Raw genomic sequence first — 19,736 nt, 5'->3', positions numbered from 1 at the left:
TTTATACCCCTTGAATTTCTACTTTAAGTTTTGCTTCAATTCCAAAATTTAATTTAATAACAATATAATGTAAACCTAATTGGTTAAGATTTTTAAAGTTAACAAATTTTCTTTTATCTAAGTCAAGTTTATATGAGTTTTTTAATTGATCTACAATGTCTTGATTAGAAATTGAGTGGAAAGCTTTTCCCTCATTGATTTGTAATTTAAATTTTAATGTTATTTCTTCTAATAAAGTTTTAAGTTGTTTAGTTTCAGCAATTGCTAAATCATTTTCTTGTTGTTCAACAATTTTTTTATTTTTAACTGATTTTACACTTCCATTAGTTGCCATTTTAACTAATCCTTTAGAAATTAAAAAGTTTCTTGCATAACCATCACTAACTTCTTTTATTTCATCTTTTTTGCCTTGCCCTTGTACGTCTTGTAAAAAAATTACTTTCATAAAAACCCCCTAAGTTATTTTGAACTTAATAATATTATAAATCACTTTAATTTAATTAACATAATTCATTCTAATTTGATTTTAAAAAAGATGATAAAATAAAAAACCATCGGTTTGATGGTTTAGTTATTTATTAGTCAATTACGTATGGTAATAATGCCATTTGACGTGCTCTTTTAATTGCAACAGCCAATTGTCTTTGATGTTTTGGAGATGTACCAGTAATTCTTCTTGGTAAGATTTGTCCATTTCCTGAAATGAATTTTTTTAATAATTCAACATCTTTGTAATCGATGTAGTTAATTTTGTTTTTAGCAAAAAAGTTAACTTTTTTTCTTTTTTTAACGAATTTTTTCATTGCCATAATTTTAGTAGCCTTTCTAATTTATATTAATCTCATAAAATTGATTCATCTTCACTTAAAATAATTTCATCTGTATCTACGTTGCTTGATGCAATTGATGATGGTTTATTTTGAATTGGTGAATCTAAATTAATGTTTGAATTTACATCAGCAGAAGCGTTAGCTCCTCTTGCTTTTGCAGATTCTAAAAAGTTTACACGGTCGGCAGTAATAGTTACGATAGTTTCATATTTTCCATCAGTTTGTGATGTTCTAACATTAACTCTTCCTGAAACTGATACTAGACTTCCTTTTGATAAAAATCTAGCCATATTTTCAGCTGTATTGTTAAAAGCAAAACATGGGATAAAGTTTGTGATTTCTTTTTGTCCAGAATATTCACTAACAGCTAATGTAAATGAAACGAATTTCCCTTGTCCATTAGTTGTATTTCTTAATTCAATATCTTTTGTAAGTCTTCCAATTAAACATACTTGATTCATAATTTTACTGCTCCTTTTAAGCTCTTTAAGCTTATTTAATACTTGTTATTTTGATTATATAACTATTTAGCTAATGCAGAACGAACTTTTCTCATGTATTCGATTAGTTCTTTTTTAGTTAAATCTCTTAAGTTAACTTCTTGTAATTTTTTTGGTAAGTTTTTTTCGATTGCAACACTTCTTAATTTGTTTGAGTATTTTTGTAATTCATATCTTTCTTCATCAATGTTGTGTGATCCATCAACTTTAGCTCTTTCAGCAGCTGACATTTTTGGTGCAGCTTCTTTTTTAACTGTAGTTTTTAATTCTTTCGCTTCTTTTACTTCAACTTCATCATCAAAATAGTCTTCAATAGTTTCAGCTAAATGAGCTTTATATTTTTCTTCCATTTTTGAAACAAAGTCATGTGCTTCTTCATGTGAAACTTCTTCTTCAACTTTTTTAGCTTTAGCGGATTTAACTTCAGCAGCTTTTGGTGCTTCAAATTTTGGTTCAGCAACTTTTTCTTCTAAAGGTTTTTCAAAAGTTCTTTTTTCTGTTAGTTTACTAAAATTTTTTTTAACAAAAGGTTTTTTGAAATCTCTTTTTGCTTTTTTTTCTTCTTCAAATTTAGTCATATCAGTTTTTGATAATTTAACTGATTGTTGATAACCTTGTTCATTTTCAATATTGATGATTAAAGTTCTAACAACATTTTTCTCAATGTTTGCAATTCTTTCAAATTCTTTAATAGCTTCAGCAGTTGCTTCAACTATAACAACAAAATAGTGTCCTTTTTTCTTGTGGTTAATTTTGTAAGCAAATTCGATTAATCCTAAATCGTTTTTTTCAATTACTTTTCCATCTTTTGAAATGATATCAATCATTCTTGATGATAAAGCGTTAACATCTTGTGTATCTTGGTCTAAGATAAACATAGCTTCATATTTTCTTAACATTTAAAATGTCCTCCTTTTGGTCTTTGGGCCTTTGGGCCAAGGAGTTAACCCCGTGTACATTAACTCGCTTAAAATATTATATAGGAATAGACCTTCAAAATCTACTTATCATCAGCCAATTTCCCAAATTTATGCAAAAATACTTTAAAAGTGTATAATTATTTTTATGAAAAAGAATATTAAGATGGAAACAAGGATATTAATTACAATTGAGTTGATTAGTGCCATTTGTGGAATTATTGGTGTAGTGCTAGGAATATTAAGCTTACTAAGTTTAAATCCAAGTACATGAGGTGGAGAAGCAGATGAAGAAGCATCTTTCATTTTTACATCATTAACTGTAGGATTTGATTCATTGAGTACCGCAGCGGCCATAATAGCCTTTAAGTACGGAGGAATTATTCTAAAAAGAAAAAGCGAAAAAGGCTTAAAAGCTTCTGCGAAAGAAAAATTTGCTAATAGATTAGACTTATATAGTTTCTTCTTTGGATTAGCAGGTTTATTATTAAGTATATTAAGTTTACTATTCTTATTTGAGTCTATGAAATCAGATCAAGGATCAGTAATTGCAACAATATTATCAATTATTTGTGATTCAATAAGTGCACTGATTCTTATATGAGTTGTTAAAATTATGTTACGAATCAGTTATGAAGAACATTTACAAAAAAAATCACTTAAAGCTAAAAAGTAAGGTTTCAAACCTTATTTTTTTATTTTATTTATAATATTAAGTATGGAAAATATCAAAAGAAATTATTATGGAAGTTTATCTTCACTTGTTTATGATCAATCAAAACCACCTGGTACATCAATTGACGGAGATATTCAATTTTACACAGAAGAATTAATTCAACGTGATGGAATTGTTTTAGAAGCAGGGGTTGGTAATGGAAGAATGGCTATTCCACTTTTAAGAAAAGGATTTGAAGTTTTTGGTTTAGATAATTCTCAAGAAATGTTAGATTTATATAAAGCAAATTTAGTTAAGTACAATATGAAATCAAATATGCTTTTAGGTGATTTAAAAGATTTTAAAACTGATGAAAAATTTGATTCAATAATTATGCCAAATGGAAGCTTTTGCTTAATAAATCGAGATAATATTATTGATGTTTTAAATAACTTTAAGGCTCATTTAAATGAAAATGGAAAAATGTATTTGGATCTTATTTTTCCAACAAGTTTTAAAGCTGGAACTATACATGAATTTGATTTTCAATTAGATAATAGTGAAATTATTAATGTTAAAAATAAATCAATTTCGATTGATTGAATCACTCAAAAAACTTATACAGAACTGGAATATTGATACAAAAATAAGTCTGAAATTCAACCCTTTTCTCTTTGATGATATGGTGTTGAAGAATTTACAAATATTTTAAAAGAACTTGAGTTTAAAAATATTAATCACATTATTAATTACAATAATTTAAAAATACTAAATTTAAAAACTCTTACTTTCATTTTTGAAAAGTAAAAGTTTTTAAAAAAATACAACTATGCGTTGTACTTGTTCATTATGTTTTGAAATGTTACTCCAATTGTTCAATCATTTACGAAATTTGCAATTTGTTTTGAATTACTTATTATGCTTTCTAATTCAGCTGGTTTAAACTTTGAAAGAACTCAGTCAATTATTTGTCAACCTTCTTCTGGTTGTCCAATTCCTATTCTGTAACGATTAAAGTTTTGTGTTCCTAAATATTGAATAAGTGACTTTATTCCATTATGACCAGCTGCTGATCCATTCATTTTAAATTGATTTTTTCCAATTGGGAAATCTTTTTCATCATGTAAAACTACAAGATCTTTAATATCAATTTTGTAATAATGCATAATTGCTTGGATAGTTATACCTGAATTGTTCATATAAGTTTGTGGTTTAACAAATAGAACCTTTTCATTATTAATAGTTGAAAAATAAATAATAGAATTATGTTCATTTTTTTGTTGAGTATACCCATATTTATCAATTAGCTGATCTAATGCAATTCATCCAGCATTATGTCTTGTAACTTCATATTGTGAACCATGATTTCCTAATCCAACTATTAATTTCATAATTATTCCTTTTCTTATTTTTTAAATTTATTAACAATACATTGAGCTCTATCTCAAATTAATTGTTTTTTATTATTATAAACTTCTGATAATGATTCATGACTAATTGATGAATCAATCATTTCAGCTAATAATGGGGCAACTGAAATTATTTTTAATCCTTTGAATTTTTTTTCTTCAGAAATTTGAATTGTGTTTGTTACAACAACTTCTTCAACAATGCTTTCATTAATTGCAAATTCCATTCTTTCTTTTGCAGGACCATTAAATAATCCATGACAAGCAAAGATATGAACATCTTTAGCACCTTGGTCTTTTAATGCTTTAGCAGCATTTATGATTGTTCCACCTGTATCAATCATGTCATCAATAATAAAACAATGTTTATCTGCGATATCTCCTAAAACAAATTCAATTTCTGCTTTATTAGGTTCTGGTCTTCTTTTACCAATAACTGCAATTCCATTAGTTACTCCGCCAGTGTATGATTCAACTTTATGAACCCTCGTCATTCCTCCATAATCTGGAGATACTAAGATACAATCTTTTGGATTTCATTTTTTAACTTCAATAGTATCAATGATTTGACTAGCTAAAGTTTGTGCTGTATAAAAGTTATCCATTGGCACATCGAAGAATCCCATTGATTGAGGTGAGTGGATATCAACTGTCATAACTCTATCTGCTCCAGCTTTTGTAACTAAATCAGCAATTAGTTTTGAAGTAATTGGTTGTCTTCCTTTTGCTTTACGATCTTGTCTTGCATAACCATAGTAAGGAATTACAACATTAATTTTTTCTGCACTTCCTCTTTTAAATGCATCAATTGCAATTAATAATTCCATAATACTATCGTTTACAGGTGTTGAAGTAGACTGAATTACATAAATTTCCTTACCTCTAACAGAGTCTAAAGATTCAATTAAGATTTCTCCATCAGCAAATCTTAAAGTTTTAACTTCTTTTCTTCTAACTCCTAATATTTCACAAATTTCTTGTGCTAGTTCAATACCTTGAGTTAAACCAAATATGTGCACATTTTCTTTGTTTGAATGCATTTTTAAATATTCCCCTTTTGTTTTATTAATATCAAATTATTTATTCAATGTTCTCTTATAAATCTTATCAACATTTCTAATGAAGTAATTAATGTTAAATATTTCATCAAGAACACTTATATCCTTAATGTACTGATCAAAACCATTGCTGATTAATGATTGTTTGAAATCAATTTTATTATTCATTGTTTCAAATGTACATTTTTGTATAAAGTCATATATTTCTTCTCTAGATTTATCACAATTAATAAGCATGTAATTTAAAATTGGTTGACTGTAAAAAACATTATATTGTGAATTAATATGTTCAAGCATTTTTTGTTCATCAATTACTAAATCATCTAGTGTATCTTTTAGTCTGTTGATTGAATAAACTAAAACATTATATACGTCACTAAGAATAATTCTTTCATTTGAACTATGTGATATGTCTCTCTCATGTCATAAAACATTGTTTTCAAATGCAGTATTAGTAAATGATCTAATATATCTTGATAATCCAGTTATGTTCTCTGAACTAATTGGATTTTTTTTATGTGGCATTGAGCTTGAACCTTTTTGATTTGTTTTAAATCCTTCATGTCACTCTTGTACTTCACTTCTTTGAAATAATCGAATCTCAGTTGCGATTTTTTCTAATGTTGAAGCTATGTTTGCAAAAACACTAACTAAAAATGCATGTCTATCTCTTTGTGTAACTTGTGTTGAAATATTATCAACTTCTAAGTTCATTTCTTTAGCAACGATTGCTTCAATTTCAAATTCTAAATTAGCATAGTTACCCATTGATCCTGAAATTTTTGCTACTTCAATTTGTTTTCTAGCTAATTCAAATCTAGTAATTTGTCGATTAATTTCATCAAATCATAATAAAAACTTTAATCCGAGTGAAGTTGGTTCACCATAAATTCCATGTGATCTTCCCATTGTTAATGTATTTATATATTTAATTGCTTTTGCTTCTAATGTTTTTGTTAAATCAATTAATGACTTCATTACAATTTCATTAGACATTTGTATTAATTTGTTTTGTGCAGTATCAACAACATCAGTTGAAGTTAATCCTAAATGAATTCATTTTTTTTCTTTTCCTAAAGTTTCTGATATTGCTCTTGTAAATGCAACAATATCATGACGAGTTTCTTTTTCAATTTCTAACATTCTATCAATGTTAATTTTTGCATTCTTTTCAATTAGTAAGTATTCTTGTTCAGAAATAACATTTAGTTTCATTCAAGCATATACGACTTTTTTTTCAACTTCAAGTCAAACATTCAACTTGTGTTCATCATTTCATATTGCTTCTATTTTTTTTATTGCGTATCTATTTATCATTTTATCACCATACAATTTCTACATTATTTCTTTAGTAATTACAGTTTGTAATCTGTCTGGTCCAACTGAAAAACCTGCTATTTCTGTTTCACAAATTTCAGCAATTTTATTTAAATAGTTTTTTGCATTAGTTGGTAATTCATCAAAAGTTTTAACTTGTGTAATATTTTCTTTTCATCCTGGCATTGAAATGTATTTTGCACTACATCTTTCATGTTTTGATGTTGTTGATGGAACATATTCAATTTCTTTATTATCTAAAACGTATTTATCACAAATCATTAATTCATCAATTCCTGATAAAACATCTAATAAAGTAATAAACAAGTAATCAATTCCTGAAGTTCTTATTGCATGCTTAAGTGCAACTAAATCAATTCACCCAACACGTCTTGGTCTTTTTGTATTTGAACCATATTCATGGCCACGTTCTCTAATACCATCACCAATTTCATTAAGCAATTCTGTTGGGAATGCACCTGCACCAACTCTTGTTGAATAAGCTTTAACTACTCCAAGTGTATTATTAATTAATTTATGTGAAATTCCTGTTCCTGTTGAAGCATTGTTTGCAGAAGTATTTGAACTTGTAACAAAAGGATAAGTTCCATGATCAATATCTAAAAGAGCACCTTGAGCACCTTCAAATAATACATTTTTACCATCTTTAATTGCTTTTTCAACAAAAATCCCAGTATCTGTAACACAATCTTTAACAACATTATATGCTTCCATTAAATCTTTATATGTTTCTTCAAAGCTAATTGGTTCAACGTTAAACATTTTGTTTAAAAACATCATTTGATAATCAAAAATTTCTTTAAATGTTTCTTTAAAGTCTTTTTCTTCTAAATCAGCAATACGAATTCCTAATCTTGCAGTTTTATCTTGATAAGTTGGACCAATTCCTCTTTTTGTTGTTCCAATTTTTCTAGCCCCTCTTGAATCTTCTTGAGCACCATCAATTAGAATATGGTAAGGTAGAATCAATTGAGCACGATCTGAAATTAATAATTTACCTAATTTAACTCCACTAGCTTGAATAGTTTTTAATTCTTTAACTAAATTGATTAAATTTACTACACAACCGTTTCCAATAACACTTGTAACATTTGCATTAAAAATACCTGATGGAATAATTGTTACTTTATGCTTTTGACCATTAAAGTTAATGATATGTCCAGCATTATCTCCACCAGCAAATCTGACAACAACATCTGCTTTTTGAGCAAAATAGTCTGTCATTTTTCCTTTTCCTTCATCTCCTCATTGACTTCCAACTACAACTAATGAATTTATTTTTTTCATAAAAACCCTTTCCTATAAAAATAAAAAAATAACCTTACGCTATTTCGCAAAGCAAGGTTATTTTTATATTATTTGAGTTATCTTTTCGATAATTTTATTCAATTTTGATAATTGTATAAAACTACTCATTAGAATAACTCCTTTACTTACTTAATTATTATATATTAAAATTTTTGCTAATTAAAATCTTAATTTATTTGTACTAATTTTTTTGGTTTCTTAACTTATTAATTTCTTCTTGTTGTTCAACAACAACATCATTTATTTTTCTTATTGCGTTATCAAAAAATAAAATAAGGTTTGATTGTAATACTGATAAAACTACGATTTTATTTTTTCTTTCTTCATCAGGCATTTGTGTTGTTTGTAAAAATTGCATTTGTTTATTATATTCAGTCATACCAGCTTGTAAGCTTTGTAAAATATTTGGTAATGCAATTTTATTAAAATCTAATTCTGTAAAAATATCAGGTCTTGATAATCCTTCTTCAGTTGAATAATCATCAGTATTAAATTCTACTGAATCTGTTTTAAAAAATACATTATAAACTTCTATTATTTTTTGAATATTTTCTAATCTAATTGGAGTTGATAATTTTGTTCCATTAATTTCGATTGGTGCAATATTTTTAGATTCAGTAATTCCTAAGTTACCTTTAAAGATTGCATAAATATCATCATGTGTTAATTCTTTATTTTGTAAATCAACAATAACAGTTGCAGACTTGTCTTTTGGTAATCCAAACCCTAATAATCTATTTGGTTGATTAATATCAGGTCTTAATACTAAAAATACAATATCACCACTTAACAATGGATTATTTTGTACATCAACTAATTCTTTTGCATCATAAAATGTTCATGTGTTAATTTTCATATATATTCCTTTATTTTCTTAATTCTATTATAACTTAAAATATTTTATTTTTTAAACAGCTCAAACATTGTCTTTACAATGTATCCTTGGCCTTTTAAATCAACTCTTACAACTCTTGAACAATCAATGTGTAAGAATTTTTTATCTTCAGCAAAGAAAGTTAAGAATGCAGCTGCAGTTGATCCACCTGGACCTTTTTTACATGAATTTATTAAATCAGCAAGTTCTGAATCTTGTTGAACTTGTTCTTTATGTTCATCAAAAACAGGTAATCTTCAAAATCTTTCAGTTGTGTATAATGAAGTTTTATGTAATTCATTTCACATTTCATCATACTCAGTAAATACTCCTGATGCTGACTCACCAAGTGCCATTGCAGTAGCTCCTGTTAAAGTAGCAATATCATAGACTTTATCAGCACCTTTTTCTCTAATTGCATAAGTAATTCCATCAGCCAATACTAATCTTCCTTCAGCATCTGTATTATTAATTTCAACTGTTAATCCATTTTTTGATCTAACAATTGATTCTGGCAAGATTGCTTTTTCTCCAATTTTATTGTCTGTAAACAATCCAACTGCAACAAAATTAATTTTAGCTTTTGCTTCTGCTAATGCCATGGCAATTGACATTACAATTGCTGCTCCAGTCATATCAAATTTCATTCCTTCGATAAACACTGATGGTTTTAGATCATATCCACCTGTATCAAAACAAATCCCTTTACCAACAAGTGCAACTTTTTCACCGCCTGAATTATTGTTATATTCTAGTACAATAACATTTGCTTCATGACTTGATCCTTGATTAACTGCTAAAACAAGATTCATATCTAAGGCTTTTAATTCTTTATTTTTTAATACAGTAACTGTTAATCCTTCAATTTTTGCTGCATCATTTTTTAGCTTTTCACCATAAAATTCACTTGTTCCAATGTTTGGTGGGAAATCTTGTAAATCTCTTGCATAGTTTACATATTTATTTTTAATTTCATTTGTTTGTAATAATATTTTATATTCGTTTGATGCTTCAATATTAAAATTAAACTTAACATTTTTTATTTCTTTTTTATAAGTTACAAATTTATGTGTTTCAAAAGAAATTACATCGCAAATAACATTAAATATGATTTCAGATTTAACTTCAGGAATTAAATCGCAAATACTTTTAAAGTCAATATTAGTATCACCTTTTGCTTGTTTAACAAATTCTGCTAGACCTAATTTTAATTGTCTTAAGTCAGACATCGAATCTTTTTTAATTACTAAATAAAAAGTCTTAATTTCACTAATAAAACTTACTTTACTAGGTTTATCATCAATATTTAAATTAAGTTTATTATCTGAAACAGCAACTAATTTATATTCTTCATTTTTGTTATTAATTGTAATCATAACGTCTCTTTTCTATTTAAAAAAATCATAAGCTTTATACTTATGATTGAATTATTTTATTATTTTAAAACTTCAAATAATGTTTTTATTAAAACACCTTGTCCACGTCCATCAATATCAGCTGTTCCAGCAATATCAAAGTGAATAAATGGTTTTTCTTCAGCAAATTCATTTAAGAATGCTGCTGCAGTTGAACTTCCTTCATAACCTTTAACAGCATTTGAAAGATCTCCTAAAAGTGCTCCAGCTTTAACTCTTTCTAAGTGTTCTTCATAGATTGGTAATCTTCACATTCTTTCTCTTGTTTTTAATGATGCTGCTTCAAATGTGTTTCACATATCATCAAAATGAGTAAATGCTCCAATTGCTGAGTTTCCTAAAGCTATTAATAAAGCTCCAGTTAAAGTTGATGCTTCAATAATTCTTTCAGCACCTTTTTCTCTAATTGCATATGTCATTCCATCAGCTAATACTAATCTTCCTTCAGCATCTGTATTATTAATTTCAACAGTTAATCCGTTCATTGAAGTTAATACTGATTCTGGTAAAGTTGCATTTTGACCAATTTTGTTGTCTGTAAACATTCCAACAGCAACAATGTTTGCTTTTGCTTTTGCTTTTGCTAATGCCATAGTTGCAGATAACATAATAACTGCTCCTGACATATCAAATTTCATACCTAACATTGAAGCAGAAGGTTTTAAGTTATATCCTCCTGAGTCAAAGCAAATTCCTTTACCAACTAATCCTGTTTTTGGTTTTGATGTGTCTCCACAATATTCCATAACAATAATTCTTGGTTCGTGTGCTGATCCAGCATTAACACCTAAGAATAATCCCATTCCAAATTTTTCAGCTTCTTTTCTACCTAAAATAGTAACTTTTAAGCCTTCAATTTTTTCTGCATCTTTTGAAATTTTTTCTGCATAGTATTCACTTGTTCCAATGTTTGGAGGTGTATCTTGTAAGTCTCTTGCATAATTAATAAATTCTGTTTTAATTGCTGCTGCTTTTTCTAATTCAACAAAATCTTTTGATGTTTGAATATTAAATTCTGTTTTACTTGGTTTTGATTCTTTTTTGTATGAAACAACATCATGAGATAAGAATGCAATAGTTTCATAAACTGTGTTAAAAACTATTTCTTTGTTTTCTTCTCCTAATTGAGCAATAATTGAATCTAAATCAATGTTAAGGTTTTGTTTGTAACTTGCTAGTGCTGCTTTTAATCCAGCTTTAATTTGTTTAACTCTACATCCTTTTTGTTTAATAACTAAATAGATTGTTTTGTCCTCTGAAATAAAAGTAACTGCTCCCGCACTGTCTTTGATAAACTCATTAGTTTTATTTTCAGCAACTGCAACTAATTTAATATCGTGATTTTTCTTGTTTAATGTAATCATAAATATGCACCATCTTTCTATTTACTAAAAATTATAGCACTTAATAAGTAAAACAATAAGTGGTTAGAAAAAAAAGTGGAATTAACCACTTATTTCAACATTTCAAATAATGTTTTAACTAAAACACCTTGACCTTTATTCTCTTTATCTGCTGTTCCTGCAATATCTAAGTGTAAAAATGGTTTGTTTTCGGCAAATTCATTTAAGAACGCTGCAGCATATGAACAATCTTCATATCTAACTCTACATGCATTTGTTAAGTCTGCTAAAGGTGCTGCATCTTTTTTTACTTGTTTTAAATGTTCTTTAAAAATTGGTAGTCTTCAGAATCTTTCACCTGATTTTTCAGATGCTTTATTTAATTTTTCAATCATCTCATTAGAATGTGAGAACGCTCCTGTTGCATTATGACCTAAAGCGAATAAAACAGTTCCTGTTAATGTTGAAGCATCAATAATTTGATCAACTTGTTTTTCTTTAACAACATAACTAATACCATCAGCTAAAACTAATCTTCCTTCAGCATCTGTATCAAAAATTAAAACCTTTTTACCAGTCATTGATTCAATTACTGAATCTGGTAAAGTTGCATTTTGACCAATTTTATTATCAGTAAACATTCCAACAGCAACAATGTTTGCTTTTGCTCCTGCTTTTGCTAATGCCATAGTTGCTGATAAAACAATAGCAGCACCTGACATATCAAATTTCATACCTTCCATATAATTAGAAGATTTTAGGTTGTATCCTCCTGAATCAAAGCAAATTCCTTTACCAACTAATCCAGTTTTTGGTTTAGAATCATCTGAACAGTATTCTATTACAACAACTCTTGGTTCGTGTGCTGATCCAGCATTAACACCTAAGAATAATCCCATTTTTAAATTCTTAGCTTCTTTTTTACCTAAAACAGTTACTTTTAAGCCTTTAATATCTTTAGCATCACTAACTAATTTTTCAGCATAATATTCACTTGTTCCAATGTTTGGTGGTGTATCTTGTAAATCTCTAGCATAGTTAATGTATTCACATACTATTTCTAAGTTAGCAATCAATTCTTTAAAATCACCTTTAAAAATTAAATTGTAATTAATTTCTTTTTCTTTTTTAGCAATTGATAATCCTTTATGAGTTTCAAATGCAATTGTTTCATAAACATTTTTAATAATTTCTTCTTTTTCAACACCTTGACAAACACTGTGAATTGAATCAATATCGATATTTAAATCAAATTCAATTGTACTGATTGCAGCCTTAATTGCTGAATTAATTTGTTCGATAAAAGTTTCTTCATCTTTTTTTAAAACTAAATAAATTGTTTTGTCTTCTGAGATCAATGTAATTTGACCTGCTTTATCTTTTATTAGTTTATTTTTTGAGTTATCTTTAACTCCTATTAATTTAATTTCATTTTTTGTTTCATTTATTTTAATCATAATTTTTCCTTCTTATTTAATTACTTCTTTTGGGTTTTGTCTTCTTGTATATATTTTAATTGAACCAAGGATCAACAGTATGAATGACGCTGTTAATATTACTCCATATAAAATATATGAAGAACTTAGAACATATACCAGTGATATACCAACAGCATCATAAATTGTTTGTGATAAATAACTGATCATAAAATTATTTGCTACAAGTGCAAAAATTAATGCTACTATTCCTGAAAGTACATACCCTGTAATTAAGTATTTATTAATTTCTCTAGTTTTATAACCAAGTGATTTAAATAATATAATTGTATTTTTATTTTCAAATAGAATTAGTGTAATTATTACTAACGAAATTGACAACACAATACCTACAAGTGCTTGGTCTAAAGTTCTCATAATATTTTGGAATGGTGCAGCTTTAAGTAAAATAGCTTCTTTTATTAATCTATAGTTATATAAGTCATTTGAAAGTGAATTAATATATTTACCATTTTTTGATTTTCAGAAATCATTTGGTCCGTCAATGTTATCTCAATAACTTAAAATATCAGTTCTTTCATTTTCAACACTTTTAATACTTTGTGATTCAGATATTTTGTTAAGTACTAAGTCATTTGAAACTTTTGGTAAAGTTAAATATCTTAAGTTTACAGGAATATCTTCTTTTGAAAATTGAGAGTTATTTAAAACAAGATTATCATTGCTTCCTAATGTATCTGATTTTTCAATAGTGTCATCTAAAAATTTTATATAACTTGTTCATGCAGGACCTAGTGATAAAGGATTTTTTGTTTCTTCTTTAACATTAGTTGTATTAAAATGTAGAATTTTATTTTTTAAGGTTTCTTTAAGAACTCTAAAATAATCTGTTTTTTCAAAATAAACATTCTGTGTAACTAAATCATTAGACATAAACCCAGAGATTACTATTGGTATTTTAACATCTGCAATTTCATTTGTTTTAAGTGAATTTACACTCATAAACATTGTATCTCCAACACGCAATCTATATCTATTTGCTAATGGTTGAGCTACTTGAATTTTTAAACCTGAAACCTCGTTTCCATTAACCAATTTTATTTTTGTAATTGTTGATTCGCTATAAAAATTATTTAGTTTATTTGATCCAAATGAATTTTGATGTTGTTTTCTACTTGCTGATACTGAAGTTGCATTTGCTAAATCGTTATTAGTTGAGATACTTGAAAAAGATACTCCTGAACTTCAATAGTTTTTTTCTCCAGGTATAATTACTGTTTTACCAAATAATACATTAATTGGAAAAATTGATTTTTCATCAATGTCTAGTTGATGAAGACTAGCTTTCATACTTTTAATTTTATCTTGGAATAGTTTGTAGTAATTTCACATTAAAGTTTGGTTGTCAGAATTAGTTAATCATTTTTTAGCAACATCTTTAATCACTAGATTGTCAATTCTTGGTATAACATTCTTATTAATTATTTCTTTTAACTCTGCTTCACTAGTAATAGAGGTTGCTAATTTATAAATATAATCTCCACTTATCATATAGTTAGAAATATTATTTTTACTAGTTTCAATTATATTGGCATTAAGTGATGTATAAATGGCCATGTCAATAAATTTATCAAGGTTATCAACAACAAAAAGTTTATTTAAATCATCATATTTGTTTATTTGATCATATGCATGTTGATATTCTTGTACATTTCCTTCTTCATCATAAATAGTTTTTAAATCCCATGAACTACTTTGATACTTAATCGATATATCAGGATTAGCAAAACTAATCATTGAGTTTGCTGAATTATTTACTGAAACGTTAAATTGGAATGTAAATAGAATCACTGTAAAAACTAATGAAAGAATAATTAAACAATAAATATTTTTTGCTACATTTGTTAAAGCAAATGATAAACCTATTCTTGTTCTACTTGGAAGCGGAGTAAGCATTTTTTTGTTCATCATTATAAATTTAGAAGGTTTTTTACTTTCTTTAAACTTATCAATTTTAGATTTTTTACCATTTAAAACAATAAAATTATTAAACATAAAAATAGTAAAAATACATAAAATGATTAAAAAGATATATATTAGCAGCTTTCATGTAAATAAAATTGGTGGTCAATCAAAAGAGTAAGCAGTTGAAACTGAAGTCGCTAGCATTCGGCTAATCGGTACTGCAACAAATAAGGATAATATTAATGAAATGAAAATAGGAATTATTGCCGAAAACGATGATAATAAAGTAAGCACAAAATTATTTACACCCATTGCTTTTAAATTGTAAAATGATTCTTTTTGTTGTCTTAAAAAGTTTTCACACATAAAGTAAAAAACTATAAAAATAAGAATTAATAAACCAATTATCACAAGGCCTAATATTTTCGCTAATAATTTATAAGTGTTTCAATAAACATCTTCTAAAAATGAAGGACTTCAAATAACTTCTAATCTATCTGGCAATAATTGATTATTATTACCATAAGCTTTTGAATACTTAAAATGCTTATTTATTTCTTCATTAATTATATGACCCGTTTTTGCTCAATTATTTCCTTCTTCAGTAAAAAGAAGTCTTTGATTATTTAATCTAAGATCATTTTCATCATAGGTTTTTTTATTCTCTGAAAGATAAGCAAAGCCTTTAGCGCTTATAGTAAATAGACCTTGATTATAATTCATTGCTGTTGTATATGGAGTTATCATTGTTCCTTTAATTAACATACTGTAACTTTTGTCATTATAAAAAACTTCAATTTTCTCTCCAACTTTTAAATTATTAATTGTTAAGTATTTTGGCGTAGCATAAAGATATTGACCGGCATATATCATTTGTTGGTCTTCTTCACTAAATTCTGCGGTCTTCTTCTCCTCATAAATGTGGAAATTGCTTGCACTACTTTCATGAAATTCTCGATGTTTGTTATATTCTTCATCACTTTTTACATTATCCCTATAAGTTGGTGCAAGGTAAGCAACTAAGTAGTTGTTGAATTTATCCTTAAAATCTGAGAAAATTGGATTAAATCATAATTGATGATCTGCTTTTAAAGTGTCATAAAAATATATAAGCATTAATTCGCTTGAAACGGCTGGCAAATTTCAATAAAGATCTTTATTAATATCTACTATAAGATTACTATTTGTATTATATTGATCAGATAATGTACTGATAACTTCTTTACTGGTGTTTTTCAATGTCTTAATATTTCCATTAAAGAATTTACCTAAAATATCTATATAATCATTAACTATTATTTCAATATCTGCTGATGAAAAATAATTATTTATTTTCTTTACAGTTTTAGGATTTAAATTATCAATTATATATTGCTTAAGTTTTCCATCTTTATCTACAATGGCTCTTTGTTCTAAAATTTCATCTTTGTTTCTTTCACTTGCAATATTGTTTCTTATGTATACTTGACCAGCATATTTTGTTTGATGGGCCTGATCATAATTAAGTTGTGCATATGAAATGAACGCCAAAATACCAATAATAAGACCTAAAATGATAGTTAAAAACATTACAAAAACAAAGTACAGAATACTTTTATTTTTATAATCTTTTCATGACTGTTTTAAAATTAATCGAAGTTTCATTTCAACTTCACTCCTTTGTATAGGCTATTAAAGGTAAATGTTAGTTATTATACATACTGCTAATGCTACGATAAAGAAAATTATTCCTAAAGTCATCATTCAGTTTGATAAGGTTTTATCTAAACCACGTTCTTTTGAATTTGAGAATAACTCGTCGTTTCCCCCATTAAGTGCACTTAATCCACTTTGAGAATTTTTATTTTGAAATATACCAATTAAAATCATTATAATTGAAACAATCATTGCTACTATTTCAACTACTAAAACCATTATTTGTGCTGTTGATGAACTCATAGTTATATTTCCTTTCATTTATATTATATTTAATATTACTACATTTTAGATTTTAATACTATAAAACCCACTATTTAGAGTGGGTTTTTAGCAATTCTTCAGGTTGAATTTCTAATCCTTCAACTATTTTTTGAAAAACCTTAATTGTTATATTTCTTCGACCTCTTTCGAAATCAGAAATATAATTTTTTGAAATGCCACATCTGAAACCAAGTTCTTCTTGGTTTAGCTTTTTAGATTGTCTGATTCTTTTTAAATTTCCAGCAACTATTAAAAGCAATGCATTTTCGTTTTCATATTTTCTCATTTTTCTTTTCGCCTTTTTCCTTCCGCCTTTTTCCTAACTTAATTAAAACATTAAAAAATGATTATGTCCAATACTTACTAACTTTTAAATTCTAGACTTAATTTTTCAATTATTTTAAATAAATTGCTAACACCTGATTTTGTTATGTCATAACCGTTCTCATTCATCAGTTCAGTTAGCTCAGCATATGAGGCATTTGGATTTTGAATTCTAAGCTCGCAAAGATAAGTAGCTTTATCTGAAAGGCGCTTTTTTGCAAGGTTTGCTTGAATCTTACTAATTTGATCAATTTGTTTTAAACCTGCAGATAAAGTTTTTTTCTCATTTGAAATATCTATGTTATTTACTCTATTAACATTATTATAAACGTCTCTCATAATTCTTTCATTTTCAAAATTCATAACACCTTGATAAGCATCAATAAATTTTAAGAAATCTGAAACCATAATTGCCTTTTTAATATAGCAAATAAACAATTTATCATTTCGTTTTAATACTTTAAAATCAAAGTCATATTTATTCATTAGTTGAGCAATGTAATTACCAGAGTCTTCTTCTTTAAATTGAAGTTCTAAATGATAGTTAGTTGTTTGAGGTGAATTAACTGAACCTACAGCTACAAAAACCCCTGCCATATAAGCACGTTTTAATTTTGTTAATTCTTCTTTATTCTTTTGTTCTTTTAAAGGTTTAAACTCAATAATTTTCATGTTATTTTCATCTCATATATTTAAAGATTTTAAAAAGTTTAAGATTCTACCAACTAATGTAATTTGATATGTTTTGTTTTGTTTTAGTGTTTGAGTTTGTGAAACAGAAATTTCAATATAACCATCAAAATTCTTTTTACATAATCAAAAAATACTTCTTGCAATTTTATTACTTATTGATGATAACTTTAATTTTTCACTTCCTGAACTTCAAATGAAGTCACCATTATATTTAATAAATCCGGCTAAAAAACTTTTGCCTAATTCATCGTCAAAAGTATGAGAAATTATTTCTTCTTTAACTGTTAATGCAAACGACATAATTTCACTTCCTTTACTATTTTAATTTAATGAAAAGTATTCTTTTTCGTATAAGTATCCATTTTTTCTAATTAAATTTGGTAACCAATATTGAGAAGCAACCATCCCAATTAATCCTATTAAAGCTGATAATAAAATCAATGTTAATGACAATGTTTTATCGTACATAATGAATAAATGATCATCAGGTCTACTTAGTTCTAAGAAAAATCTAACGAAGTTTCAAGCGAAGAAATATGCAAAAAATTCTACTCCTGCTTTTGTCGAAATATAGTTATTTAGACCATTTGCTTTATTAATTTCTTTTGGTTTTAAGTATTTTTGTCTATCAATTTCTAAACTTTTGATATATTCTTGCTTAGCTTTTTCATCAATATTTCTTAAATATGCAAGATTTCATATGTCTCTTGCTGATTGAATTTCATCAGTTGATTCTTTTCAAGGCATAAATCATTGTTTGATTGAGAATGATAAACTATAGTTATATTTTCCTTGTTCAACATTTCAAGGTTTTTTACTTATTCATTTAGTTATATTTGGAATTACAAAAGTTATGATAAATCATGCAGCTAATAAACTTAATGATTCATATAAAAATATTGGTGATAATTGAACTAAGTCACCTTGTGAAATTCCAAATTTTTCAATGTCAAATTTTGCTTTAACAACAAGGTTTCTTGTAATTCATTTTGGTAAGTTTAAAACATTCTGAACATTTTCTCATTTAAGATCAGTTAAAGAACCCCAAGTACCTTTTGCAGCAATAACACCGACTGGTGCTCCCATTACTTCATGATTAAAGAAGTTTCCTCATCTACCAATTGCTTGACCTAATAAAATGTTTGGAACTATTGCATCAGCATAAACTAGCATTGATGTTTTTGTTCTTCTTCCTACAAAATAGAAAAGAATTAATCCAGCTAACAGCCCACCATAAACTCCACCGTGAATTGCCATTCCACCTTCTCAAAAGGCAAAAAGACCTCAAAATCCAACTTCACCAGCGTTAACACCAGATCCTTGTGCATTTAATTTGCCAAAGAAACTTGCACCTAAAAGTGATGCAGGTATACATATCGCAATAGCAATAGATAATTCAACAACACTTAAACCTTTTTTTCAAAATTTATACAATGAAAATAATATGGCAACTAACATACCCAATGTCATAGCCATTGGATATATTCTTATTCCACCATATGAATCTTTAACTCCACCTCATTTGACTGGATCAGTAAAGCTATTTCCTTGATTTCAATTAACATTTGTTGTTGATCAAAAAACGGCAAATAGAATAATGACTACAATAAAAAACAATGACCATAGACTGATTGAAATTCATTTAATCTTATCTTGTTTAAAATTGAAATCAATTTTCTTTAATTTAAATTTTTTAAATTTCATAGTTGTTC

19 protein-coding genes are annotated in these 19,736 nt (G+C 26.9%); 2 read left to right on the top strand and 17 right to left on the bottom strand.

Annotated elements, in window-relative coordinates; genetic code table 4:
- Position 1 precedes the first annotated feature (1 nt).
- The 4 genes from rplI to rpsF all read right to left on the bottom strand — a co-directional run bounded on the left by rplI (position 2) and on the right by rpsF (position 2,229).
- Positions 2-445, bottom strand: a complete 444-nt coding sequence (gene rplI, locus EMELA_RS00515; protein WP_028124000.1) for a 50S ribosomal protein L9 — start codon at positions 443-445, stop codon at positions 2-4.
- Between the two features lie 133 nt (positions 446-578).
- Positions 579-809, bottom strand: a complete 231-nt coding sequence (gene rpsR / locus EMELA_RS00510) for a 30S ribosomal protein S18 (RefSeq protein ID WP_011182979.1) — start codon at positions 807-809, stop codon at positions 579-581.
- A gap of 26 nt (positions 810-835) precedes the next feature.
- Positions 836-1,291, bottom strand: a complete 456-nt coding sequence (locus EMELA_RS00505; protein WP_028123999.1) for a single-stranded DNA-binding protein — start codon at positions 1,289-1,291, stop codon at positions 836-838.
- 62 nt (positions 1,292-1,353) lie between these two features.
- Positions 1,354-2,229 (bottom strand): 30S ribosomal protein S6, encoded by an 876-nt coding sequence (gene rpsF, locus EMELA_RS00500; RefSeq protein WP_084485282.1) that lies wholly within the window; start codon positions 2,227-2,229, stop codon positions 1,354-1,356.
- A gap of 184 nt (positions 2,230-2,413) precedes the next feature.
- On the opposite strand from rpsF, the gene EMELA_RS00495 reads away from it, so the two are divergent.
- Together EMELA_RS00495 and EMELA_RS00490 are read left to right on the top strand one after the other, a co-directional pair.
- A complete protein-coding gene (locus EMELA_RS00495) occupies positions 2,414-2,923 on the top strand; it encodes a hypothetical protein (RefSeq protein ID WP_028123998.1) in 510 nt (169 codons plus the stop codon).
- A gap of 42 nt (positions 2,924-2,965) precedes the next feature.
- Positions 2,966-3,709, top strand: a complete 744-nt coding sequence (locus EMELA_RS00490) for a class I SAM-dependent methyltransferase (protein WP_051584587.1) — start codon at positions 2,966-2,968, stop codon at positions 3,707-3,709.
- Positions 3,710-3,729: 20 nt separating this feature from the next.
- Here EMELA_RS00490 and pth read toward each other — a convergent pair whose 3' ends face one another.
- The 13 genes from pth to EMELA_RS00425 all read right to left on the bottom strand — a co-directional run bounded on the left by pth (position 3,730) and on the right by EMELA_RS00425 (position 19,728).
- Positions 3,730-4,293 (bottom strand): aminoacyl-tRNA hydrolase, encoded by a 564-nt coding sequence (gene pth / locus EMELA_RS00485; RefSeq protein WP_028123997.1) that lies wholly within the window; start codon positions 4,291-4,293, stop codon positions 3,730-3,732.
- Positions 4,294-4,307: 14 nt separating this feature from the next.
- Entirely contained in the window at positions 4,308-5,351 is a 1,044-nt protein-coding gene (locus EMELA_RS00480) for a ribose-phosphate diphosphokinase (protein ID WP_028123996.1), read from the bottom strand.
- A gap of 36 nt (positions 5,352-5,387) precedes the next feature.
- Positions 5,388-6,686: an adenylosuccinate lyase gene (gene purB / locus EMELA_RS00475; RefSeq protein WP_028123995.1), complete on the bottom strand. Its 1,299-nt coding sequence runs from the start codon at positions 6,684-6,686 to the stop codon at positions 5,388-5,390.
- Between the two features lie 18 nt (positions 6,687-6,704).
- On the bottom strand, positions 6,705-7,994 hold the full coding sequence (locus tag EMELA_RS00470) for an adenylosuccinate synthase (protein WP_034971108.1): 1,290 nt from the start codon (positions 7,992-7,994) through the stop codon (positions 6,705-6,707).
- Between the two features lie 202 nt (positions 7,995-8,196).
- Positions 8,197-8,871 carry a hypothetical protein gene (locus EMELA_RS00465; protein WP_051584586.1) on the bottom strand — a complete coding sequence of 225 codons (675 nt, stop codon included), beginning with the start codon at positions 8,869-8,871 and terminating at the stop codon, positions 8,197-8,199.
- Positions 8,872-8,915: 44 nt separating this feature from the next.
- Entirely contained in the window at positions 8,916-10,265 is a 1,350-nt protein-coding gene (locus EMELA_RS00460) for a M17 family metallopeptidase (protein WP_028123992.1), read from the bottom strand.
- A 59-nt stretch (positions 10,266-10,324) separates the two neighbouring features.
- The gene (locus EMELA_RS00455; RefSeq protein WP_028123991.1) at positions 10,325-11,668 is read right to left on the bottom strand and encodes a M17 family metallopeptidase; all 1,344 of its coding nucleotides are present in this window, start codon (positions 11,666-11,668) and stop codon (positions 10,325-10,327) included.
- A gap of 89 nt (positions 11,669-11,757) precedes the next feature.
- Positions 11,758-13,104, bottom strand: coding sequence for a M17 family metallopeptidase (locus EMELA_RS00450; protein ID WP_028123990.1), 1,347 nt, complete (start codon positions 13,102-13,104; stop codon positions 11,758-11,760).
- 12 nt (positions 13,105-13,116) lie between these two features.
- The gene (locus tag EMELA_RS00445) at positions 13,117-16,692 is read right to left on the bottom strand and encodes an ABC transporter permease (protein WP_028123989.1); all 3,576 of its coding nucleotides are present in this window, start codon (positions 16,690-16,692) and stop codon (positions 13,117-13,119) included.
- Positions 16,693-16,719: 27 nt separating this feature from the next.
- A complete protein-coding gene (gene secG / locus EMELA_RS00440) occupies positions 16,720-16,986 on the bottom strand; it encodes a preprotein translocase subunit SecG (RefSeq protein WP_100608941.1) in 267 nt (88 codons plus the stop codon).
- Between the two features lie 70 nt (positions 16,987-17,056).
- The gene (locus EMELA_RS00435; protein WP_034971106.1) at positions 17,057-17,293 is read right to left on the bottom strand and encodes a helix-turn-helix domain-containing protein; all 237 of its coding nucleotides are present in this window, start codon (positions 17,291-17,293) and stop codon (positions 17,057-17,059) included.
- A 77-nt stretch (positions 17,294-17,370) separates the two neighbouring features.
- On the bottom strand, positions 17,371-18,324 hold the full coding sequence (gene whiA / locus EMELA_RS00430; RefSeq protein ID WP_028123986.1) for a DNA-binding protein WhiA: 954 nt from the start codon (positions 18,322-18,324) through the stop codon (positions 17,371-17,373).
- Positions 18,325-18,345: 21 nt separating this feature from the next.
- Positions 18,346-19,728 (bottom strand): prolipoprotein diacylglyceryl transferase, encoded by a 1,383-nt coding sequence (locus tag EMELA_RS00425; protein ID WP_084485281.1) that lies wholly within the window; start codon positions 19,726-19,728, stop codon positions 18,346-18,348.
- Positions 19,729-19,736: the final 8 nt, after the last annotated feature.

The sequence above is a fragment of the Mesoplasma melaleucae genome, from assembly GCF_002804105.1.
Taxonomy (GTDB): domain Bacteria; phylum Bacillota_I; class Bacilli_A; order Mycoplasmatales; family Mycoplasmataceae; genus Mesoplasma; species Mesoplasma melaleucae.
The sequence above is the reverse complement of the archived record's forward strand: the minus strand, read 5'-3'. Positions and strand labels throughout refer to the sequence as shown.